The organism is Streptomyces sp. W16, from assembly GCF_033194735.1.
Classification (GTDB): domain Bacteria; phylum Actinomycetota; class Actinomycetes; order Streptomycetales; family Streptomycetaceae; genus Streptomyces.
The window spans coordinates 1-21,277 of sequence record NZ_JAWOAI010000124.1 but is presented as its reverse complement, the minus strand read 5'-3'; the positions used below and the strand labels follow the sequence as shown (position 1 = coordinate 21,277).

The 21,277-nt window shown below is 68.5% G+C and carries 17 protein-coding genes and 2 pseudogenes; 7 read left to right on the top strand and 12 right to left on the bottom strand.

What is annotated here, in order from left to right:
• Positions 1 to 170 precede the first annotated feature (170 nt).
• From R6V09_RS54655 to R6V09_RS18645, 3 genes and pseudogenes are all read right to left on the bottom strand, one after another.
• Positions 171 to 438: pseudogene (locus R6V09_RS54655) on the bottom strand (DDE-type integrase/transposase/recombinase); the annotation flags it as partial.
• 3 nt (positions 439 to 441) lie between these two features.
• Positions 442 to 522: pseudogene (locus tag R6V09_RS54650) on the bottom strand (hypothetical protein); the annotation flags it as partial.
• A gap of 143 nt (positions 523 to 665) precedes the next feature.
• Complete coding sequence (locus R6V09_RS18645) at positions 666 to 830, bottom strand: hypothetical protein (RefSeq protein WP_317882538.1); 165 nt, start codon at positions 828 to 830, stop codon at positions 666 to 668.
• Between the two features lie 1,295 nt (positions 831 to 2,125).
• Here R6V09_RS18645 and R6V09_RS18640 point away from each other — a divergent pair.
• Both R6V09_RS18640 and R6V09_RS18635 read left to right on the top strand, forming a co-directional pair.
• Positions 2,126 to 3,142, top strand: coding sequence for a hypothetical protein (locus R6V09_RS18640; protein ID WP_317882537.1), 1,017 nt, complete (start codon positions 2,126 to 2,128; stop codon positions 3,140 to 3,142).
• Between the two features lie 1,235 nt (positions 3,143 to 4,377).
• Positions 4,378 to 5,385: a hypothetical protein gene (locus R6V09_RS18635; RefSeq protein WP_317882536.1), complete on the top strand. Its 1,008-nt coding sequence runs from the start codon at positions 4,378 to 4,380 to the stop codon at positions 5,383 to 5,385.
• Positions 5,386 to 6,603: 1,218 nt separating this feature from the next.
• On the opposite strand, the gene R6V09_RS18630 is transcribed toward R6V09_RS18635, so the two are convergent.
• The 3 genes from R6V09_RS18630 to R6V09_RS18620 all read right to left on the bottom strand — a co-directional run bounded on the left by R6V09_RS18630 (position 6,604) and on the right by R6V09_RS18620 (position 9,981).
• Positions 6,604 to 7,412, bottom strand: a protein-coding gene (locus tag R6V09_RS18630; protein WP_317882535.1) for an IS5 family transposase whose coding sequence is annotated in 2 segments (ribosomal slippage) — positions 6,604 to 7,062 and positions 7,065 to 7,412 — 807 coding nt in all. Because the reading frame shifts where the segments join, the coding sequence is not laid out codon by codon here.
• Positions 7,409 to 9,334: a KedN5 family methylcobalamin-dependent radical SAM C-methyltransferase gene (locus tag R6V09_RS18625; protein WP_317882534.1), complete on the bottom strand. Its 1,926-nt coding sequence runs from the start codon at positions 9,332 to 9,334 to the stop codon at positions 7,409 to 7,411. Before R6V09_RS18625 ends, R6V09_RS18630 begins: the two co-directional genes overlap by 4 nt.
• Before the next feature lie 173 nt (positions 9,335 to 9,507).
• Complete coding sequence (locus R6V09_RS18620; protein ID WP_317882533.1) at positions 9,508 to 9,981, bottom strand: EF-hand domain-containing protein; 474 nt, start codon at positions 9,979 to 9,981, stop codon at positions 9,508 to 9,510.
• A gap of 321 nt (positions 9,982 to 10,302) precedes the next feature.
• Here R6V09_RS18620 and R6V09_RS18615 point away from each other — a divergent pair, with 321 nt between their 5' ends.
• Positions 10,303 to 10,572: an AMP-binding enzyme gene (locus R6V09_RS18615; RefSeq protein WP_317882532.1), complete on the top strand. Its 270-nt coding sequence runs from the start codon at positions 10,303 to 10,305 to the stop codon at positions 10,570 to 10,572.
• 60 nt (positions 10,573 to 10,632) lie between these two features.
• Here R6V09_RS18615 and R6V09_RS18610 read toward each other — a convergent pair whose 3' ends face one another.
• Genes R6V09_RS18610 through R6V09_RS18600 form a run of 3 tightly spaced genes read right to left on the bottom strand, consistent with a single transcriptional unit; the run spans position 10,633 to position 15,159 of the window.
• Positions 10,633 to 13,257: a glucose 1-dehydrogenase gene (locus R6V09_RS18610; RefSeq protein WP_317882531.1), complete on the bottom strand. Its 2,625-nt coding sequence runs from the start codon at positions 13,255 to 13,257 to the stop codon at positions 10,633 to 10,635.
• 13 nt (positions 13,258 to 13,270) lie between these two features.
• Positions 13,271 to 14,344, bottom strand: coding sequence for a 3-oxoacyl-ACP synthase III family protein (locus R6V09_RS18605; RefSeq protein WP_317882530.1), 1,074 nt, complete (start codon positions 14,342 to 14,344; stop codon positions 13,271 to 13,273).
• Positions 14,341 to 15,159: an AfsA-related hotdog domain-containing protein gene (locus R6V09_RS18600; protein WP_317882529.1), complete on the bottom strand. Its 819-nt coding sequence runs from the start codon at positions 15,157 to 15,159 to the stop codon at positions 14,341 to 14,343. The genes R6V09_RS18605 and R6V09_RS18600 overlap by 4 nt, the downstream gene beginning before the upstream one ends.
• 335 nt (positions 15,160 to 15,494) lie before the next feature.
• On the opposite strand from R6V09_RS18600, the gene R6V09_RS18595 reads away from it, so the two are divergent.
• Genes R6V09_RS18595 through R6V09_RS18585 form a run of 3 tightly spaced genes read left to right on the top strand, consistent with a single transcriptional unit; the run spans position 15,495 to position 18,267 of the window.
• Positions 15,495 to 16,574 (top strand): inositol-3-phosphate synthase, encoded by a 1,080-nt coding sequence (locus R6V09_RS18595; protein ID WP_317882528.1) that lies wholly within the window; start codon positions 15,495 to 15,497, stop codon positions 16,572 to 16,574.
• A 9-nt stretch (positions 16,575 to 16,583) separates the two neighbouring features.
• A complete protein-coding gene (locus R6V09_RS18590) occupies positions 16,584 to 17,435 on the top strand; it encodes a DUF6454 family protein (protein WP_317882527.1) in 852 nt (283 codons plus the stop codon).
• Between the two features lie 55 nt (positions 17,436 to 17,490).
• Positions 17,491 to 18,267 (top strand): class I SAM-dependent methyltransferase, encoded by a 777-nt coding sequence (locus R6V09_RS18585; protein WP_317882526.1) that lies wholly within the window; start codon positions 17,491 to 17,493, stop codon positions 18,265 to 18,267.
• Between the two features lie 5 nt (positions 18,268 to 18,272).
• Here the strand turns inward: R6V09_RS18585 and R6V09_RS18580 are convergent, their stop codons facing one another.
• Complete coding sequence (locus R6V09_RS18580) at positions 18,273 to 19,526, bottom strand: L,D-transpeptidase (RefSeq protein WP_317882525.1); 1,254 nt, start codon at positions 19,524 to 19,526, stop codon at positions 18,273 to 18,275.
• A 143-nt stretch (positions 19,527 to 19,669) separates the two neighbouring features.
• On the opposite strand from R6V09_RS18580, the gene R6V09_RS18575 reads away from it, so the two are divergent.
• Complete coding sequence (locus R6V09_RS18575; protein ID WP_317882524.1) at positions 19,670 to 20,221, top strand: EF-hand domain-containing protein; 552 nt, start codon at positions 19,670 to 19,672, stop codon at positions 20,219 to 20,221.
• Between the two features lie 41 nt (positions 20,222 to 20,262).
• Here R6V09_RS18575 and R6V09_RS18570 read toward each other — a convergent pair whose 3' ends face one another.
• Entirely contained in the window at positions 20,263 to 21,012 is a 750-nt protein-coding gene (locus R6V09_RS18570) for a bestrophin-like domain (protein WP_317882523.1), read from the bottom strand.
• 38 nt (positions 21,013 to 21,050) lie between these two features.
• A partial coding sequence (locus R6V09_RS18565) for a hypothetical protein (protein WP_317882522.1) occupies positions 21,051 to 21,277 on the bottom strand: 227 nt, incomplete at its 5' end.

Genomic DNA, 21,277 nt, shown 5'->3' with positions numbered 1-21,277 from the left:
GCGAAGGCACCGTCCCCGGCGGCGAGCCGCGCCGGGCCCTCGCACAGCCACGGCGACCACACGAACGAGACCCACTCCCGCGAAAGGAAGAGGCCGCGCCGCACCGGGCTCCTGCAGCTCAAGGGCTGGAGGGCTGGGTATCAGACCCGCTGCGAGTCCTACGCCGAGGGCAGGGCCGTGCGCATGTGTGTCGCAATCTGCCATCCCACGATCATCCGCGAGTAGACGTCGAGGACGAACGCGACGTAGTCCCAAGCCGGACCATGTCCGGACATAAGTCAGGTCCGCTACCCAGAGCCGGTTGGGCCGGGCGGCGGCGAAGCGCCGGTTCACAAGGTCAGGTGGGCGCACAGCGGCCGGTTCGGGCACCGTGGTCCGGCGGTGCCGGCCGCGGATGACACCCTCCAGGCCGTTCGCGCGCATCAGCCGTTCGACGGTGCAGCGGGCTGCGGTGACGTCCTCGCGCCGCAGCTGGCGGTGGATCCTGCAGGCGCTACAGGTCTCGCCGGAGGCGGCGTGCACCGCGCGGGTCCTCGCCAGCAGCTGCTCATCGCGCAGGCACCGGGGCGACTTCGGCCGCCTGCGGCGGGCGTTGTAGGCGGCGACCGAAAGGCCGAGTTCCCGGCAGACCGGCTCGACCCCGAAGTCGTCGCGGAGGCGGTTGATCACCGCGTCGGTCGCGTGCGGGGCTGGTCGAGCTCCTTGCGGAGCCGGGCGAGTTCCTGCTTCTCGGCGGTGCTGAGCAGGTCAGGCCGGTCACGCTGCTCGGCCTCGGCCTCGCGGACGGCTCGCTCACACAGCTCGTCGGCGTACTTCCGTAGTGCTGACATCGGACCTGTGTTCTCCCATCTGCCGAGGCGGCGGCCTGGCTTAAGGGCCGCTACAAAATCCGGTTCCGCTCAATCTCGTCAGGCTTCCGGAATCAGGCATGCAGACCGAGTTGACCCCCTGGGGACGACCCGTCCTTCTCGACCGACAGGTCGACGTGGATCGAGCCGGGACCACGTGCCCGGCGGGTGGAGTGGTAGACCCAGGGCCCCGTCGGCACTGGGCGGGTTCGGCCAGTGGTACGGCGCACCAGCCACGGGAGTCAGGCGGCATCGGCGAGATAGGGGCTCGACTTCGGATGATTTCGGACTCGAAGGCGGGCTCGGGCTCCCCAGGGCAGAGCGGGCCCATGCCGGACGTCGCTCTGCACGCCCAGGTGGGTGACACCAGCCAACCCGAGGAGAAGGAGCGCGCCGGATAGGTGTCGAGCCACGTGTCCATCGTCCCTGCATCGAACTGTCCGGGGCGGGAGCGAGTGCAGTGTCCTGTGTCTGGTCCCGAACCGCCCTGTCAACTCAGCCTGGTCGGCCTTGCTCGACTGCCACGGCAAGGCCAGGGCTACCGCGTTCGTCAGCAGTGCCGGAGCGGCGTTGTGGGCACCCAGAGGGTCCCTCTCTCCGTCGAGGACGCGTCCGTCGGTGGCACCCAGAGGCCTCCCGCTTCCTGGACGGTCCCGAAGAGACCCTGGAGCAGGTCGCTGACGCTGACAAGATTGCCCGTGTAGTCTCCGGTCCGGTCGACAGCGTGGTGCACCAATCCTGGCAGAGCCGCGAAACAGTACACCTGAGTGCGCTGTGACCTCCGCCGTCGCCGCGTCTCCCTACGGTTCCGGCACGTGGTGCGCCTCTGGGTGCCTCTCCTGGTCGATGAAAAGGTCGGTGGTCCGGCGGACCCGCTCCCCGTCATCGGGGTCGAAGTCGAACGTGGACTGACGGAAGCCGCCCTGGAATCGGATCCCGCGGCCGGTGGCGTGACAGGCTCCTCGATCAGTCCAGGACGGCACTCACGTTATTCCTTCGGTACCTGGACGGTTGCCTGCCGCTGCTATGCGTGTCATCACCGACTGACAGTGCGCCATCCGTCACTATTGCGACAACGTCTCGCAGGCTCGATGAACTAGGCATTTGCAGGCGATGAAGCTGTCCGATGTGATACATCGCCGCCGCATCGCCGCCCGCGCTTCAGGTCACCGCGCCAAGTGACGCCAATTCGGAGAACGGCCACCCGATCGCTCGTAGAAGTCCGCACGGTGAACGACTCCGGCTCGCCCGCATTCAGCAATTAACCGGAGTTGACCGTGATCGAAGACGCCGCGCCCGCTTCCGTAGCGCTGCCTGATCTCGTACGCGAGGTCATCACCCCTGCTGCGGCAGCCGAAATTCTTGAGAAGACCCGCTTGCACGGCTGCAACCCACGCAAGCTGGATTCCTCTCACGCCCGGCGGCTCGCTCGTGACATGTGCAGCGGTAGCTGGGACGACTACAATCCCGACGTCCTGTCTCTGTGCGGTCATGGAGCCGCAATCCAGGGACAGCACCGCCTCGAAGCGGTAATCATCAGCAAGACGCCGCGCAGCTTCCTTGTCGCCCGGGACGTGCCACATGGGGCGGCGACAACGATGGACTGCGGCAAGGCTCGATCGGCTGCGACCGCGCTGTCCCTAGTGGGCGTCGACGGACATCGCAAGGACATCTCTTCGACCATCCGGCTGCTGCAGAACTACGACGTCGAACGCAAGAAGGTTGCCTGGCCCGCATGGCGGTCGGTCGTCTACACCAACGCCGAGATCGTACGGTTCTTCCAGTCCAAGTATTCCGACCTGCCGGACTTTCTGCCGCTGATGACCGCTCTGAAGAGCGGCGTGTACTCCGCCCCCGCAGCGTCACTGGCATGCGCGTACCTGGTCCACCGGGACGGCGGGAGCACCGCGCACGCGGACGACTTCTTCCAGGGCCTGATCTCCGGAGCCCACCTGGACACAGCCGACCCCAGATGGATCACTCGCCGGTACTTCCACAGCCCGGCCCGGCCACGACGCGGCAACATCACCAGCGCCCTCCACTTGGGACTGCTCCTGAAGACGTGGAACCTTTGGGTCACCGGTCAGACCTGGGAGATCGCCAACTTTCGCGCGACACAGCGCATGCCCGACATCGCCAACGCGCTATGTCCTGCACAAGCGCAGCAAGCCTTCAGGAATCCGAGCAAGGACGGACCCGTCATTCCACGCCGCCGAGCTGCAGACCGAGCCGGCGTTCCTGGACAGACGATGGGCATGATGCACCTGCCCATGGAAGAGGGTTTCCCCGCATGAGAGGCGCATCCCGGACCAGGCGATGGCGTTGGACCGCTCGCCCTGCACGACCTGTTCAAGAAGCACTGCTGGACACCAAGACTTTGGCAGGCGGACGCGCAACGCCATGCCCCGCCGAGCTTCGGACGTGGTTGCCTGCTCGGACATCGACGTGGACGTGCGTCAGGAGCCTTCGGCTCTGCCCCCTAGGACCGGTCGGCATGCTTGGTCGCCTCCTGCGGCGAGGACACCGGGGAGTGTCGCTGCGACCAGCAGCCGGAACGGACTGCTGTCACGGCGCTACCCGTGCAGCGGGCCGCGCAGCGAGGAGTGATTTCGCGGCGACGCCGCTCCATACCGAGGGCTGCGGGACGTCGGTGGAGCCCGACGCTCGAACCGGGCAAGAACACGCTGGCCCAAGCAGAACGTCTTTTGACAGGGCTGTCGGCAAGCCGCGGTCGCGTGTCTCCGTCGTAGCTCCGAATCATTGAGCCAATGGCCACATTCGACACACCTCGTTGCGCCACCCGGTTTCACGTGGTCGCGCCACGAAATAGATTCGCGCGACAGAAGTTGATCTTCGGTGGTGTGACTGATCATATAAAGGTGGGAGCCCTTCGAGAGAGGGCTCCCACCATCTTCCCGTGATCCCACCGAAGGAGAAACACGGCCATGAGTCACTCTCCCAGATCCGGAGCCATTTCACGCTGGCGCAGGACCCCCGGTGATGCCGTCCCTCAACCGGACGCAATTTCACCACTCTGCAATGTCCCTTCGCACCTGCAGCCTCCCGAGAGCGGGCCTCCCAAAGCGGCCCGGCACGATTCATTGTTCAAACAGCGCACCCTCCTCGTGTTGTGCGCCGCGGTCACCCTTGCCAACAGCGTGGGCTACATCGCGGCGTCCACAAGTAGCGATCCACTGGCCGGGCTGGCCACAGGAGTCTTCGCATTCGGTGGAACCATCGGATTCTTCCACGAACATACGGACTGACACCACCGGCCACTGAACACCGGTCCTCGCCGAGCTGACGGTGCACCGCCCGCCTCGCCGTCAACCGTGCCCCATTCTCGATTCAGAAAAGGAAGCCGAGCCGTCGGCAACGGCGGGCATTACTCACCGCGCTGGGCTCACTTCCCACAGAGCAAGGTCACCCGCTCCGGGGACGTGAGCCCGCACCTGACTGAGCAGACACGAAACGTCGCTACGGAAAACGCCACCTAATCGCCCCTGTCTCGGATCCATCGGAGTCTGACATGAACGACGAGAGCATGTCTTCCTCTGCACCGCTCCCCTTGCCGGTGCGTGAGATCGTCACCCCTGCTGCGGCAGCCGAAATTCTTGAGAAGACCCGCTTGCACGGCTGCAACCCACGCAAGCTGGATTCCTCTCACGCCCGGCGGCTCGCTCGTGACATGTGCAACGGTAGTTGGAACGACTACAACCCCGACGTCCTGTCTCTGTGCGGTCATGGAGCCGCAATCCAGGGACAGCACCGCCTCGAAGCGGTAATCATCAGCAAGACGCCCCGCAGCTTCCTTGTCGCCCGGGACCTGCCACACCAGACAGCCACCACTATGGACTGCGGTAAGGCACGCTCCGCCGCCACCGCGCTGTCCCTGGTGGGCGTCGAGCGGCACCGCAAGGACATCTCTTCGACCGTCCGGCTGCTGCGACTCTACGACGTCGAACGCAAGAAGGTTGCCTGGCCCGCATGGCGGTCGGTCGTCTACACCAATGCCGAGATCGTACGGTTCTTCCAGTCGGAGTACCTCGACCTTTCGGACTTTCTGCCGCTGATGACCGCTCTGAAGAGCGGCGTGTACTCCGCCCCCGCAGCGTCACTGGCATGCGCGTACCTGGTCCACCGGGACGGCGGGAGCACCGCGCACGCGGACGACTTCTTCCAGGGCCTGGTCTCCGGAGCCCACCTGGACACAGCCGACCCCAGATGGGTTGTCCGCCGATTCTTTCAGAATCCGGCTCGGCCACGGCGCGGCAACACTGTCAGCTCACTTCAGCTGGGGCTGCTGCTCAAGACCTGGAATCTATGGATCTCTGACGAGGTCTGGGAGATGGCGTACTTCCGGCCCAACGAGCGTATGCCCGAAGTCGTCCGCGCTGGCTCGGCGCGCAGATTCACCGCGGTGCAGCACGAATCAGCCGACCCGGACAGTAACAAGATGCCCTTGTCACCACGTCGCACTGCACGCCAGGCCCGTGTGCCCGACCAGACCACCAACACGGCTCAGGTACGCTCCTGAACCATCCGTGCCGGGCTTCCTCGGGACCGAGTTGGGGCAGCGTCAGGGCCACAAGGCGGCAGTCGCCACCAGCAATCGGGCGACTTCCTCACTGCGGCCATCGGCCGTTCGGGCATCCCGGAGGCTCGGCCAGGCCACCACTGGCGACGACCTCTGAACGCAGGGCAGCCGGCATCCGGCCGTCGCTGGCACTCAGAAGCGGCTGGAGGTCAGCCGATTTCGATTCCTGCGGAGTGGGCATGCTCGGAGGATTCTGGTCGACGTGGTCGCCCGACTACACGCCCTCCAGACACGCCTGAAGTCCACCGCTGGGAGCTGGCGACTGGCCGGCTCTTGATCGGACCGGCGTCGGCGTCGTGGCAGCACCCTGAAAACGGCCTTCGTCAAGGTGAGAGCCGCTGCGCGGCCGGTCCGTGAGGTCTGTGGTGAAGACACTCGGTCGCCGCCTGATGAAGTGTTCGCCGGAGGGCGCGCGAGGCGTCTTCCTTCGTTCAGACTTCGCCGCGTCCCTCCTCGGTCCATGTCCGCGGCCTTCGATGGCGAACCGTACAGCTCCGGACCGTGCTCCCCGACCCTCGCCAGAGTCAGCACATGTGTCGTTCTCGGAATGGCCTCATCTCGATCACTCGGGCGTTCTCGACGGCCGGCCAGCGACAACAACACCTCCGGAAGCCGGCATCAGTCGCGCACCCCGCCATTGCCTCGACCTCGCCTTGCTGTCCGTCCACACGCCTTCCCATGGGTGTGTGCGTGAGTCGCCAGGATCTGCAGAGAGCCGTCTCCCACACAGGCGCAGTCCAAGCCCTCGGCGTACTCCCGGGCCCCAGCCAGCCTCAGACGCCCGAGTCATCGCCTCGCTCTACGATGCGCCGTACGAGGAACTCGACTCCTGCTGCACCGCGCCTTCCAGCGCCGACAGCAGCGCAGGTCGAGTGGAGAGTCGCCGGCATAGGCAATGTCCACGGCATCGATACCGAGTTTCTTCGCAGCCAGGAGGATTCCGTCCGCCCTCGAACTGGCACCGGTGAACACAGCCAGAACCCGGTCCTGGGCACGCAGGGCAGCAAAGACGTCAACCACCCCAGTATACGGCGCCGCTTCGGCACCTTCGAGCTCCCGGTAGAAAGATCCTCGGACAGCCCAAGCTCGTGATCGATACGTTCAGTGTTCGCACGGCATCCAGGGCCCGCTCTTTCTGTGGGGTTCTTAGAGGTCATTTCAGTTGGCGAGTCTCCGGTGGCACATGAGGGTCGCGGCAATGGCGGTGAAGGCGAGAAAGTGCTCCGGCTTTCGCTCGTAGCGGCGGTGGAGACGTCGGCAGCCGGACAGCCAGGACACCGTCCCTTCCACGACCCAGCGATGTTTGCCCAGGCGTTGGGATGACTCGATGCCCTTGCGGGCGAGGCGGTGCCGGATGTCGCGGGAGGACAGCCAACGCCGCAGGTGACGGTAGTCGTACCCTTTGTCGCCGTGCAGTTTTCCGGGCCGCCGTCGTCGGGGGCCGCTATGTGAGCGGATGGGTGGGATGCCGCGGACCAGCGGGATGAGGGCCTGGCTGTCGTGGAGGTTTGCGGCGGAGATTCCGATCGACAGCGGCAGACCGTGGCGGTCGATGATGAGGTGGATTTTCGATCCCTTTTTGCCGTGATCGGTCGGATTCGGTCCCGTCAGTTGCCCCCTTTGAGGGCCGGGACGCCAACGGAGTCGATAGCGCAGCGCGACCAGTCCAGCCCGCCGCGGGAGCCGAGTTCGTCCAGGACCAGGCGGTGGAGCTTGGCCCACACCCGGGCCTCGGTCCACTCGGTGAACCGGCGGAAGGCGGTGACGCCGGAAAGGCCGAATCCCGGTGGCAGTTGGTTCCACGTGCAGCCCGATGTGGCCACGAAGATCATCGCGGCAAGCACCTCGCGATCCCCTCGTCGACGGTGTCCTCCGCCCTGCGGGCGTTCCGGTGCCGACGGGACCACCCGCTGGAACAACTCCCACAGGTCTTCCGGCGCCAACCGCTCGACAAGCGCAGCAGTCACCACCGCAAGGCGCGCTGGATACCAGCAACCATGTGATGACCGTTGAACGGCTCCCCCGCAGGGACGGGATTCCCCATGAAGTGCAACACCACCTCGTGGTTCATCGAGGCAGCTACAGCGGAGGCGCCGGGCCGGTAGTAGATGTCGAGCTTCGTCTTCCGGGGCTCAAGATTCGGCTGCCGCCCGCTCCGTAAGTCCGCGAGGAGGGCTGGGACGTCGTACGAGAAGATCTGCCCTGCTCTGAGGTGGAAGGACTCGTCCGCGACGGTGACCAGGGGCGGTGTGTCCGGACCGCAGGCCGGGTGGGTGAGGAGGTCGAAGCGGAAGACCTCGTCGAGGACGGGCCGGTGCTCGGCGGGCAGACACGGGCCGAGGGCTTCGGTCCACCAGCGTGCCAGCACCTGCCTTGCGACGGGGTCAGCGAAGAACCGGCCGATCGTCTCGCCCTCCAGCCGGGCGTCGGCCGCGGCGCCCGCAGTTGCGGCCAGGCGTGCCGTCTCCGGATCGGAGGTGGTCTCCATCCAATCCGTCAGATGGCGCAGGACGCGCGACTGGGTCCAGCCCGCCAGTTCGCGCAAGGGGAGCCAACTGTGCCGTAGGACCCCGCCCTCGGCGATCACCTTGGACCAGAAGACGAAGCGGCGCATGGCACGGTTCTCGCCGAACGTCATGGACTCATGGGCAAGCACGTATTCGAAGTCGTCCCGGTCGCCCCGCAGCGTCACCATGCCGTAGCGCTCGCGGTGGTCGGAGTACTCGGTGCCCGGCAGCAGCAGGATGGGATACACAGCGATGCGCGAGACGTGGCGGGCGAGTTCGTCATATCCGCGCATGAAGGACTCGACGGTCTCGCCAGGGGCGCCCCAGATGAGTTCCGCGTAGCAGTCCAGCCCCTCCGCGGCGAGCCAGCTCACCAGGTCGTGCCACTCATTGACCTTCATGTTGCGCCGGTTCATGGTGCGCAGCGCGTCCGGCTCCAGGGACTGGAGAGCGAGGGTGAACGAGCTGCGCAGACCCGCGTCCTTCATACGGCGGACGATCTCGTAGAAAACCTTCGACTTGTTCTTGGCCCAGGAACTCTCGAAGGCCCGCGGGTAGCCGTACCGCCGGCTGATCTCCACGAGGTCCTCGGTGAGGTCCAGGTCGGCGGGGAGCATCCCGAAGTTGGCGTCGCAGGTGGCGACCGTGTGCACGCCCAGCTGGGCGAAGAGTTCGAGTTCCGCGCGCAGCCGCTCACGGGAGAAGGCGCGCACGCGCTGACCGGTGGCGCCACCCCAATAGCAGAAGGAGCACTTGTACGGGCAGCCCCGGTTGGTCTCGATGAGCGCCACGTCGTAGCGGAACCGGCCGGCCTCGTCGAGCAGGTCGACGGCGCCGGTGAGGAAGGGCGAGGGGATGATGTCCAGATCCGCGATGCGTTCCCGATCCGGGTTGGTCGTGGCAGTTCCGTCGGCCGCTCTGAAGGAGAGTCCCTCGATCCCGGCGAGACGCGGTCGGGAGGAGCCGTCGGCGAGAGCGCGCACCAGTTCGCGGAACGTGATCTCCCCTTCGCCGTTGACAACGACGTCGACCTGCGGAAACAGGCGGAACACACGCTCGGCCTGTCCGGTGACGTGGGTGCCGCCGAACACCACCCAGCCGTTGGGATTGATCTGCTTGAACGTCTCGGCGAGCGCCCCGAAGGCACGGAAGTTCCAGCCGAGCACCGAGAAAGCGAGCACATCCGGAACCCGGTCGTGGCCGAACAGCGCGTCGGCCATCTCGTCCTGGGTCAGTCCCCCGCTGAAGTTGCGGATCTCCACCGCGACGGTGTCGCGAAGGGCGGGATCCTCCCTGATCGTCGCCTTCAAGTACCCGGCGGCAAGCGGCATGCTCTCCAGCGGCAGGTCCCAGAAACCCTGCTGCACAATCACCACACGCATCACGCCGGCGGGCCCTTCGTTCGTTTCGGTCAAGACCGTCATACGGCGGGCAGCGCGGTCACCGGGGCCTCGTGGCGGATGTCACCCGTGGCCATGCCCATCAGGGGCGATGCCGTACGGGGGTCTCCCGAGCCAGCGGGCCGCTCACGGCGGAGGCGGGAGCCCGGCACCCCCTACCGGCGAGAAAGCGGTCCGAAGAACTCGGGGAGGAAACGTGAGAACACCTGGACCGAGACCTCGCGCGGCAGTCCGAACGACACCTGGAACAGACTGACGAACTCCTCCTCGTCCATCCTGCCGTCGCCGTCGACGTCCCCCGGGTCGAACCGGGCCCCCGCCCCCTTCCGGGCTTCCTCACGGTAGACGTCGGAGTCGAGAAGCAGCCGCGCGTAGCCGTGCAGGAACTCCGCCGGGGTGATCTCGCCGTCCGCGTCGCGGTCCAGCAGTGTCAGTTGATCCCACCAGGCGCGCCGCCCGGCGTCGACAGTGCCGAGCCGCTTTTCGACACGGCCGGTGGGTTCTCCCTCCAGAGCGAGCATCCGCTCGGCGCTCATCAGCAGATCGTCGAAGGTGAGAACGCCGTCGCCGTTGGTGTCGAGACCTTCGAAGTGCCGTTCCGCCTTGGTCCGCTGGAATGCGGTCAGCATGATTCGCTCCCATCCCGTTCAGGTGCTCTGCCCGACCCCGTCCAGAAGACCGTCTGCCGGGTCCGCCTGCCACCGGCTGCCACCGGTCGGGTGAACGCGGGCGAGTAGGGACAGCGGGAGCAGAACGCTCTTCGCGCCGGACTGCGCCTTGCCGCATGCCGGGGCAGGACGCCCAAGGGGATTGAACCAAGGCTCGTTCATGCGCGGTTCGTTCGTCACGCGGGGGACTACATGCGCGGAGAGGAGCACACATGCCTTCCCGGCCCACCGAAGCCGACCGTATCCGCGAGCTGTACTCGCGCCCCGAACTTCCGCTGGTCCATGCGTTGGTGGGACAACATCCGCCGGGGGATCGTCGGCGCGGATGGTCTGATCATCTCGCGCGGCTTCAACGTTTCCCCGGCCGAAGTCGAGGCCGTCCTGCACGCCGTACCGCTTCCCGGGCTGCCGCTCCACGACGGGCTGTCCGCCGAACTCAAGGCCCATGTCGAAGCCGAGTACGGAGACCCCGTCCCCATCCGGGAGGTACGACTCGTGCGCGAGCTCCCCAAGACGGTCACCGGGAAGGTCCAGCGCAACCTGCTGCGCTGACAGCGGCACCTTCCTCATGAACCAACGTGCCGTTGAAGCCGGCCGACGAACAGCCATGTCTCAGCCGCGAATCCGGCCGCGGCCCACAAGTTCCCGCATGGTCGGCCCGCCCAGGGTTGAGGTCGCTCCGCCGTCCAGTACGAGGCAGGCACCGGTGACGAGGCGGGCGGCGTCGCTCGCCAGGTAGACCGCGGCGCCGGCGATGTCCTCCGGGTCGCCCCACCGGCCTGCCGGAACCGCGCGCATCAGGCCGTCGGAGAGGTCGGCGGAGGTGGAGAACCCGTCGGTCATCTCGGTGACGACCCAGCCGGGGCAGATCCCGTTGACCCGTACGCCTGCCGAGGCCCATTCGGCGGCGAGGGTGCGGGTGAGGGAGTTCATGGCCGCCTTTCCCGCAGCGTACGGGGAGAGCATCGGGAAGCCGCCGAGTCCGGCGATCGACGAGATGTTGAGCACCACGCCGGAGCCCCGGGACACCATGTGCGCGCCGACGGCGCGGCAGAAGTGCGCGGTGGATTCCACGTTCACCTGGAAGGAACGGCACCACTCGGTGTGGGTGAGGTCCAGGAAGGGTGCGACGTGTTCGAGCGCGGCGGCGTTGTTCACCAGGATGTCGATCCCGTCGAAGTGGGTGATGGCGCGGTCGACGCAGCCGAGGATCTGGGCCTCCCGGGCGACGTCGCAGGTGAGAACGAGGGATTTCCGGCCTGTCCGTTCGATCTCGGCCGCTGTCTCCCGCAGGGCCTCGGTGGAACGGGCGAGTACGGCCACGTCGGCGCCCGCTCGGGCGAGAGCGAGTGCGATCGCCCGCCCGATGCCTCGGGAGGCGCCGGTGACGAGTGCCGTCCTCCCGCGCAGGCTGAACGTGGAGTCGTCGGATCCTGCGTTCATGGTGTGCTCCTTCGTCGCTGCCGGGCCGACGCTGTCCGGCTCCGCCATGGGTGATCCGAGCCGGGCCGGAGTGACGGCGAACGCGTCGAGCAGGGAGTCGAGCCGGTCGTGGACGCGGGCGAGCGCGGTGTCGCGGACGGTGGGCAGTTGTGCCGTCTGCCCTGGGGTGAGCCGTCCTTGGTCCACGCGGTTCAGTGCGTACAGAACGCGGAGTGCGCGCAGGGTCTCCCCGGTTTCCCGGCTCTGTCCGCCGGCGGAGCGGACAGCCTCGTCGAAGGCGTCCAGGGTGCGGACGTCGAGGTGGGCATCGACGAGGCGGACCGCGTCGGGGAGCAGCGGGTTCCACACCTGGAACGGCTCCGCGTCCGCGGCGGCCTCGTCGAGGCGCTCCCGCAGCCCTTCGAGCAGCGCCGCCTCGCGGGCGGTGGCCAGGGCGAGTGTCGTACGCGGATCGGCCAGATCACCGGAGGCATCCCTCGACGAGGGCGCCGGGCGGTACGCGGCGTCTTCTACGAGGGATCGGCCCGCTTCCAGCCGGATCAACAGGTTGTCGCCTGCGGCCGCCTGGTAGATCTGGGCCAGCCCTTCGTAGCCGGTCAGCCGGTTGGCCGCGATCACGCCCCATGCGCCGCTGCGGGTCCGGCAGGTGGCCGTGACCCGGGCCAGCGCGTCGGTGACGGCCGCCTTCGCCAACGCCGAGTCCCGGTGCACGGACACCCAGGGCGCCCAGGTCGGCCCGTGCGCCGGGGCAGGAGCGGTAGTTCCCGCACCGGATCTGGCCCGCTCTGCCAGGAGGGAGCAGGCCCACGCGTCGGCCAGTGCCGAATACAGGGCTTCCTGCTGGGTGCGATGGGCCAGCACGGGCTGCCCCGGGGCCATGCCACTGGACGTCGTGCGCGAGCGGGCGTATCGCAGCGCGGCCGTCACCGCGGCGCGTGCGGCCGCGGCCAGGCCCACGGCGGAGCACAGCGTGGCGTTGGCGGAGAAGACGGTGGAGCGTACGAGGCGGGCCGCCGGGTCCGTGAGCGGGTCCGTGAAGTGGCCGTCGCCGGTGAAGGACGCGCTGTCGCGCAGCCAGCCGTCGTAGGGCACGCGCGCGCCGTCGAAGGTGACCTCCGCGTAGTCCAGCGGCAGTGCGGGCACCTCGGGGAGCGGCCGGATCCGTACGCCGGGGGTGGGTCCGGTCGTGGTGCGCAGTCGCAGGGCGAACGGGAAGACGCCTCGCCGGCGGCCGTCCGTCACGAGTTGGGCGTAGACGAGGGCGGCTTTGGGGATGCCGGGTGCCGCCACGTTCCCCATGATCTTCGCCGCGCCGGGCTCCGGAGTGTGCAGGGTGAAGGTCCTGGAGGACGGGTGCCAGACGGCTTCGGTGCCGGGGTCCAGGTGGCTGCCACCGCGGCCTCGTTCGGTGATCAGGATGGTGCCGGTCGTGTCCAGGCGGTCGAGTTCGCCGGTCAGCCCGTCGAGGTACGGGCCGGGGCACCCCAGTTCCAGAATGGTGGCGGTGCACACACCGAGGTGCACCATCGCGGTATGGAAGACGGCGGGGTCGGCGACCGCGGCCCACTCCAGGACGGTCAGCATCCGCTCCCGGTCGCGTACGAGGGCCAGGGAACCTCCCTCGGATCCGACGAGGGCGGCCAGCCGCACGTAGGTGCGCCGGTCGCGGTCGGCGGGAGTGTCGGCCGACGGGCCACCGAAACCGCCGCCCCAGGACAGGGCGGCGTCGAGGCGGTCGAGGGTGGCGAGGCGCTGCTCCCCGTACAGCAAGGTCTTCAACGACGGCGCGGACATGGGCGGGGCCTCCTCACTGCGGTTCGGATCGCACGGGTTCGAGCCGGACACGAGGGGATACGGACGGCCCGGGAACGGGTTGCGCGTCCGGCCGGCGCCATCGCAGTACCTGCGTGCCCCAGGTCATTCCGGCTCCGAGCGCCGCCAACGCCACCAGTGCCCCGTCGTGGAGTCGGCCGGCCCGGCGGGCGGCGTCGAGGGTGACGGGCACGGAAGCCGCGCCGGTGTTCCCGTACCGCTGCCCGGTCATGAAGATCTGCTCGGGTTCCAGGCCCGCGCCCTCCAACACGGTATGCAGCAGCCGGGGATTGGCCTGGTGCGGGACGACGAGGTCGAGATCCGACGGCCGGAGCCCGCCGGCGGCCAGGGCCTCGGACAGCATCGCGGGCAGCCGCTCCTCGATGAACGCCCGGGTGGCGCGCCCGTCCATGAACAGGGTGTAGGCGTCGCGCGAGCGGCCCTCGCCGGGCACGATGCGTACGTACTGCTCCTTGTCGCCGGCCGAGCCGATCCCTGTGTGGAGGAACCCGTACGGTGCGTCGGCGGCCTCGATGACCACGGCCCCGGCTCCGTCGCCGAAGAGGGCGGCCGTGCCCCGGTCGGTGTAGTCCAGGTGGGGTGAGAAGCGCTCGGCGCCGACCACCAGCACCGGACCTTCGGCCAGGCCGCCGGCGAGCAGGCCCAGGGCGGTGTGCACCGCGAAGCAGAAACCGGCGCAGGCCGCGTTCACGTCCAGCGCGGTCGCGGTGCGGGCACCGAGCAGCCTCTGGACGCCGCAGGCGATGCCCGGGACGAAGCGTCCGGGAGTCGAGGAGGCCGCCACCACCAAGGCGAGCCGTTCGGATGCGATCCGGGCGTCGGCGAGCGCGTCGAGCGAGGCACCGGCCGCCAGCTCCACGACACTCTCGCCGTCCGCAGCGACCCTGCGAGACCGTACTCCGGTCCGTTCTTCGATCCAGGCACCGGGCCGTCCGAAGTGGGCGGCGACGGCGTCGTTGGACAGTTCACGCACCGGCAGGCGGGACCCGGTCCCGGTGATGACGTACGGAAACGGCACCCTGACAGCGCCCCCGGGTGCGTCCGTCATGACACCGCCCCCTGTCCGCTTGGCGACGCAGTCCGCACGGCGGCGCACGCGGCCACGGCCTCCCGGGCCCGCTCCGCCTCGGCGGCGAAGACCGCGGCGGGCCGGAACGCCCGGTATCTCCAGCGCGCCCGCGCACAGTCGAAACCGCCTTGGACGACATCGATCGTGACGGCGAAGGGGATCCGGTCGGGGCCACCCGTCAGGTCGCCCACCTCGTCGACGGTCAGCCGCAGTTGGGCGGGAAGCGGGAAGACGAACCGACGGAAGTCGATCTGGAAGTGGTGCATCACGGTGTAGTAGGCGTCCGTGACACCGCGCGCGGCGAGGAACCGCCCGGTCACCGCGATGATCATCTGGCAGGACGCCTCCATCAGCAGCATGCCCGGCAGGTGCTGTCGTTCGGCGGTGTGGTCCTGAACCATCTCGGAGTCCGCGTGAACGACCAGCTCTGCCGTGTAGTTGACGGGACCGATCTCACGAAGCGCCGCCAGCAGCACGTTCTCACTACGCAGCTTCAGCACCTCGCTGCCGTCCAGGGCCGGCGCGGGCGCGGGGGCGAACCGGACCGGGCAGTGCGTCGGCGCCGCTGCGAGCGTCTGCCAGTCCTCCCCCGTAACACCTTGACCGGGCACCAGCAACACCTGGTCGGACAGGGGCGGAGTGGGGGTGGTGAGAGCCTTTGCGACGGCGCCGGACGTCGTCACCCGGTCGTTCTCCGCGAACGTCCGGTACCGATCGCCTACGACGTGGACCGGGCGCAGCGGCGATTCGTCACGCGGCGGCTCGTCGGGCACGGACTCCAGGGGCAGGGACATGGCGACCTCCACCGGTCAGACCCCGTTCAGGGCTTCCCGCTTCAGACAGTCGCACCCCCACGGCTCGCACGGCAGGCGTGCACCCTTGGCGCACGACGTGGTGAGGCGCGCGGGCGAGACGGATCGGGGGCGATGGCGAGCCGTTCGCACTTCGCGCGCTCGGCGTACGGGTCCGTACTTGGGAGCCGAACCCGCGGCTCACCCGAATCTGATGACGGACCCCACCCGGTAATTCACCCGATCGGCGGTTGACGTCAGGACACCGGGGGCGGGGCTGGACCACGAATGGTTGAGTTCCTGCACAGTCGTTCGACAAGGCGAACAGGAGCGCTCTCATGGGTGACATTCGCGTGGCCGTCGTCGGAGTGGGGAACTGCGCCTCGTCCCTGATACAGGGAGTCGAGTACTACCGGGACGCCAATCCCTCCGACCGCGTCCCGGGGCTGATGCACGTACAGCTCGGCGACTACCACGTCCGCGACATCAAGTTCGTCGCCGCGTTCGACGTCGACGCGAAGAAGGTCGGCCAGGACCTCGCGCACGCCATCGACGCCTCCGAGAACAACACGATCAAGATCGCCGATGTGCCTCCCACCGGTGTCACCGTGCTGCGCGGACACACCCTCGATGGTCTCGGCCGGTACTACCGCGAGACCATCGTGGAGTCCTCGGCGGAGCCCGTGGACGTGGTCGCGGTACTCCGGGAGGCTCGCGCCGACGTGGTCGTCTGCTACCTCCCGGTCGGCTCGGAGGCCGCCGCGAAGTTCTACGCGCAGGCCGCGATCGACGCCGGGGCGGGCTTCGTCAACGCACTCCCCGTCTTCATCGCCGGCACCGACGAGTGGGCCCGGAAGTTCACCGACGCAGGGCTGCCGGTCATCGGCGACGACATCAAGTCGCAGGTCGGCGCCACCATCACCCACCGGGTCCTGGCCAGGCTCTTCGAGGACCGCGGTGTCGTCCTCGACCGGACGATGCAGCTCAACGTCGGCGGAAACATGGACTTCATGAACATGCTCGAACGGGAGCGCCTGGAGTCCAAGAAGATCTCCAAGACCCAGGCGGTCACCTCGCAGCTGTCCCACGACCCGGGCCCGGGCAACGTCCACATCGGCCCCTCCGACCACGTTCCGTGGCTGGACGACCGCAAGTGGGCGTACGTCCGCATGGAGGGCCGGGCCTTCGGCGACGTACCGCTGAACCTGGAGTACAAGCTCGAAGTGTGGGACTCCCCCAACTCGGCCGGTGTGGTCATCGACGCACTGCGCTGCGCGAAGATCGCCCTGGACCGTGGCATCGGTGGACCTCTGTTGTCGGCCGCCTCGTACTTCATGAAGTCGCCGCCCGTCCAGTACCCGGACGACCAGGCACGCGACGCGGTCGAGGCGTTCATCGAAGGCCGAGTCGAACGGTAGGGAACCAGTATGGCGTTCACCGTCAACGAGGCGATCACCCGGCTGAGGCGCTCCACGGAATGGGTGACCGTGGACCGGATCCCCCTCGACTTCACCTGCCACCATCCGCAGGGCCTGGACCGGGTCGGCGACAGCTTCTACCTCACCAGCGTGGAGATCCTGGAGGAGACCACCCGTCTGGAAAACCGGGACGGCGGATCCGACCGCACGGCGGGCCGGGGGCGCGGCCACCTGTACGAAATGAGCGCCGACGGCAGGCAGTTGGGCCACTGGGAGCTCGGCGAGGACAGCGTCTACCACGCCGGCGGACTCTCGTACGACGGAGAGAGCCTCTGGGTGCCGGTCGCCGAGTACCGCCCCGACTCGAAGTCGATCCTCTACCGGATCGATCCCGCGACGTCGGCGATCACCGAGATGTTCCGCTACCCCGACCATCTCGGCGCCGTCGCCTGCGAACCCGACAGCGAGCTCCTGCACATGGCGACCTGGGGCGGTCGCCGTCTCCTCGTCATGACGAGGAGCGGTGAACCGGTCCGGGAGATCCCCGTACGGTCCCACTACATCGACTTCCAGGACTGCGTGGAGATGCGGGACGGACTCGCCTCCTGGACCGGGGTCGCGGAGTATCCGGACGGTTCCGGCGGCGTTTTCGGCCTCGGCGGAATCGCCCTGCTGGACATGAACACGGGCGACATCAAGCACGAGGCACCGGTGACCGTCCTGTCCCCGAAGGGACGGGTCATCACCTTCAACGCCACCCATGTGGAAACGGTCGGCGACCGCCTGCGCATGTACGCCCTGCCGGACGACTCCGTGGTCCCCGGGGACACCTGCCTGCTCGTCCTCGAAGCGGCCGTCTAGCACCTGGATCCCGTACGGAAACCAACGGACCGTCAGCGCGCCGAAAGGGCGGACCATGACGACACAGCTGGAATTCGAGAGCACCGAAGCGGAACGCACGGTGGCAGATCTGCTGCCCATCGACGCGCCGCTCGCGGACTGCGAGGAGGTACTCCGCTCGGTCCCGATCTGGTTCCACACCTTCGCCCTCAACCGGGCGGCGGGAATCTACACGCCGGGGCTCGCGCGCGATCACCGCTACCGGATCCCGTTCCTGCCGGCCGACTTCCGTGGGATGCGGGTACTCGATGTCGGCACCTGCGACGGTTTCTACGCCTTCCTCGCCGAGGCACGCGGCGCGGACCGGGTGCTCGCCGTGGACAGCGAGCAGTACCGCCACATGGTCAAGGAACGCTTCGGTGTCGACGTCGAGGGCGGCCAGGCGTTCCGGACGATCGGCGGACTGCTCGGCTCCCGGGTCGAGTACCGCAGGGCCGACGCCCTGGAACTGGCGGGCTCCCGGGAGAGATTCGACTTCGTCTTCTGCTGCGGAATGCTGCACCGGGTGGAGAATCCGCTCGGCATGCTGCACGTCCTGCGCGGTCTGCTGAACCCCGGCGGGCGGATCCTGCTGGAGACCTACGGGGCGGGCGACGACGGGCCGCGGACTCCCGCGATCCGGGTCCTGGCCCCCGGCGAGGCCAACGCCGGGGACGACGTCCACTACTGGGGCTTCAGCGCGCCCGCCGTCACCCGCCTGGCGCGGTGCGCGTCCCTGCGGGAGACCGGCGACACCGAGGAACGGGTCATCGACGGTCACCCCCGGATCATCGCCACCCTGCGCGCCATGTGACCGGCTCAACGGCTGTCGGGTCGCAGCCTTGCCAGGCTTTCCGGGTCCGTGCCGTCCCGACGACCGCCCTGGGACAGGGCGCCGCCCTCGCGCCACTCGTTCCAGGGCAGGTTCCAGTCGCCGAAGCCGTTTCCGAAGGGAGGCATGCGCGCGCCGCCGCTGTTGACGACGGTCACGATGTCTCCCTCGCGCATGGTGTCGAAGAGCCAGGCGGCATCGCGCGCACTCATTCCCGTGCAGCCGTGGGTGACGTTGGCCCGCCCCTGGGAGCCGACCGACCAGGGAGCGGCGTGCAGGTATTCGCCGCTGAGCGTGACGCGCAGGGCGTCGGACACCGGCGTGTCGTAGGCGTCCGGGCTGCCGGCCGGAATGCCGATACTCGTCCCGCGCATCCGCACGTACTGCTCCTTGCCGAGCACCACTTTGATCCCGTTGCGCGTGGCGAACCCGGGCTTCCCCGTGGTCACCGGGATCGTCCGCAGCAGTCTCCCGCCCCAACGGACGGTCATCAGGTGAGCTCTCGCGTCGACAACAGCCTCGACGCGCTCGCCCGTACGCAACGTCAGGGGGGCGGAACGGGCCCCGTACAAGCCGTCTTCGATCCTGATGCCTTCCAGGGCGCTGCTCACCCGGATCTCGGCATGGGCGGGCCAGTAGTCCTTCGGGCGGTAGTGCAGTTCCCGGTCGCTCACCCAGTACCAGGCACCCTCGACGGGGCGATCCGACTCGACGCGAAGGGCACCCTCGACGAGCGCCCGGGCCCGGGGGTCGCGTTCCCCCACGGGTGTGCTCAGCCGTGCCGTGAGAGGTTGCCCCACTCCGTAGGTACCGGCCCGGGGACCGAAGTCCACCCGCAGGGTCTGCCGGCCGGGTTCCGTCGCGAACGCCAACGTACGGTGACCGAGCGCGCCGTTGTGTCCTTCGGTGACGACCCGGACGGTGTAGTGCGCGTCCGCGGCCAGTGGAGACGTGCTGTGCCAGCGGGTGCCGTCCGCGCCGAGTCTGCCGGCGAGGTGGCGTCCGGCCGCGTCGGTGACGGTCACGTCGGTGATGCGCCCTTCGGCCCCGTCGACCGCGACCTCGACGGGCTTGTCGAGAGCACCTTCGGCGCCCGCTCCCCGCAGTACGACCTGCTGCTCCCCCAGGTCGCCCGTCCCCTCCTCGACCGGCGGTCCCGTGCCTCCGTCGAAGGGGGAGAACGCGGTCGCGAGGAAACAGGCCGCCAGCGCGCCACGCGCGACCGTGCCCATCAAGTCCATACGCTCAACAGCTCCTCTCGTCTCGGTGGGCAGCTGCGGCCCGGTGCGGATGCGTGGTGTCAGGACCGCACATAGCGTGAGGCCGACCACGGAGGCGCCGAACGGCCCTCGCCGAAGGGCCCGTGACCACCGGAGGAACCTGAATGCTCCGCACCCTCCTGAGAAGCAAGCTCGACCACCGTTTCGATCTCTACGACCAGGACCACGACGGACTGGTCGGCAGCACGGACTACGCGATCGTCGCCGACCGGATCGCCGCCGCGTTCGGTCACGCACCGCAGAGCCCGCACGCCACGGCGGTCCGCACCGCGTACGAAGGACTCTGGAAGACCCTGTGCGCCGCGACCGGCCACCCGGCCGCCAAGGCCATGGGCCGCGAGACCTTCGACCGCGCCATGACCCTGCTCGCCCTGGGTGACGGGACGTACGAACAGAACCTGGTCCCCGTGACCGTCTCCGTGTTCGCCGCCGCGGACGCCGACGGAGACGGCGCACTCGACCACGCGGAGGCCGTCCGGCTCGTGCGGGCGTTCGGCGTGCCCTCGGCCGTAGCCGAAGACCTGGCCACGGCCCTGGACGAGAACGCGGACGGCCTGGTGACATACGAAGAACTGGTGACCGCGTACCACGACTACCTGACCAGTGACGACCTCGACCGCCCGGGCAACGCACTGTTCGGCTGGACCATCGTCTGACCTGCTGACGAACCGCCGTCCGGCACCTGTCCCCACCCCGTTCACGCCCCGGGGAAGTACCGCGTGAAAGACGAGGCGTCGATCGAGAACAGGCCTCCGAACGGCTGGTTGAGCTGGTAGACGAGGAGCACCACGAAGGTGATGAGCGCGGTCAGCCCCATCACCATGGCGACGTGCGTGAAGCTCCGCCGTACGCCGAACATGAACATGAAGGCGACGGTGAGTACGCCACCGACGATCAGGCCGAACCACAGGACCGGGGACAGGCCGCTCGTCGCGTCTCCCTCCCGGCCCCGCCGCGCGTCGTCCAGCACACTGAGTTGAGCGAGCACCTCCTGCGCCGTGACCTGCTGCGACGCCGTCGCGCCCGCGAGACGCCAGTCCGCCGTCCGTACATCACTCAGCAGGTCCCAGCCTCGGTGCCCCAGGGGCCGCCCCGCCGCCATGGCGGGGAACTCACTGTTCACCACATGGCCGACGTACGACGTCATGCCGCTGCGCATCCTCCGGGCGTCCTCGGACGGCAGCCCGTCGGCCAGCAGATAGACCTGGTGGGCAGCGCTCGCCTCGGTCTGCACATGCTGCTGCGCACTGGACTGGGTGTCCCACACCGACACCAGGGCCAGGCCGAGGACCAGCGCGTAGAGAACGCCGACCATCATGGAGATGTACTCCGCCACGTCCTCGCGCGGCTCGTCGTCCGGACCCATGGGCCAGAAACGGTGCTTGACGCCCACACAGGCCGCGGCGAGCAGGGCGACACCCAGGACGATGGCAAGGGTCTCGGTCATCGGAACCGGCCTCCCGTCAGGTGAGTTGGTGGGATGGGCTAGCCACGTCGCGTCCCGAGGATCGCGGCGGCCATGGCGGCGGGCAGCAGGACGAGGAAGAGGGCGGCGAGCGCTCCCAGCCCTGTGGGCCCCTGTCCGGGGCGGTAGAACCGGCTCAGGATCGATCCGCTCCGCACCGGTGGCCGCCGGGCCTGCGGCACCTGCCCTGTTCCGCCGACCGTGGCACCGGCCGCCTGTCCCGTTCCGCCGGAAGACGCGCCGGGCA

Excerpts from the sequence above, each read along its gene's own strand:
- R6V09_RS18615 (WP_317882532.1), top strand. The coding sequence starts at position 10,303 with ATGCGTTGGTGGGACAACATCCGCCGGGGGATCGTCGGCGCGGATGGT.
- R6V09_RS18590 (WP_317882527.1), top strand. The coding sequence starts at position 16,584 with ATGGCGTTCACCGTCAACGAGGCGATCACCCGGCTGAGGCGCTCCACG.
- R6V09_RS18580 (WP_317882525.1), bottom strand. The coding sequence starts at position 19,526 with ATGGACTTGATGGGCACGGTCGCGCGTGGCGCGCTGGCGGCCTGTTTC.
- R6V09_RS18585 (WP_317882526.1), top strand. The coding sequence starts at position 17,491 with ATGACGACACAGCTGGAATTCGAGAGCACCGAAGCGGAACGCACGGTG.
- R6V09_RS18595 (WP_317882528.1), top strand. The coding sequence starts at position 15,495 with ATGGGTGACATTCGCGTGGCCGTCGTCGGAGTGGGGAACTGCGCCTCG.
- R6V09_RS18635 (WP_317882536.1), top strand. The coding sequence starts at position 4,378 with ATGAACGACGAGAGCATGTCTTCCTCTGCACCGCTCCCCTTGCCGGTG.
- R6V09_RS18575 (WP_317882524.1), top strand. The coding sequence starts at position 19,670 with ATGCTCCGCACCCTCCTGAGAAGCAAGCTCGACCACCGTTTCGATCTC.
- R6V09_RS18605 (WP_317882530.1), bottom strand. The coding sequence starts at position 14,344 with ATGACGGACGCACCCGGGGGCGCTGTCAGGGTGCCGTTTCCGTACGTC.
- R6V09_RS18570 (WP_317882523.1), bottom strand. The coding sequence starts at position 21,012 with ATGACCGAGACCCTTGCCATCGTCCTGGGTGTCGCCCTGCTCGCCGCG.
- R6V09_RS18625 (WP_317882534.1), bottom strand. The coding sequence starts at position 9,334 with ATGCGTGTGGTGATTGTGCAGCAGGGTTTCTGGGACCTGCCGCTGGAG.
- R6V09_RS18610 (WP_317882531.1), bottom strand. The coding sequence starts at position 13,257 with ATGTCCGCGCCGTCGTTGAAGACCTTGCTGTACGGGGAGCAGCGCCTC.
- R6V09_RS18600 (WP_317882529.1), bottom strand. The coding sequence starts at position 15,159 with ATGTCCCTGCCCCTGGAGTCCGTGCCCGACGAGCCGCCGCGTGACGAA.
- R6V09_RS18645 (WP_317882538.1), bottom strand. The coding sequence starts at position 830 with ATGTCAGCACTACGGAAGTACGCCGACGAGCTGTGTGAGCGAGCCGTC.
- R6V09_RS18620 (WP_317882533.1), bottom strand. The coding sequence starts at position 9,981 with ATGCTGACCGCATTCCAGCGGACCAAGGCGGAACGGCACTTCGAAGGT.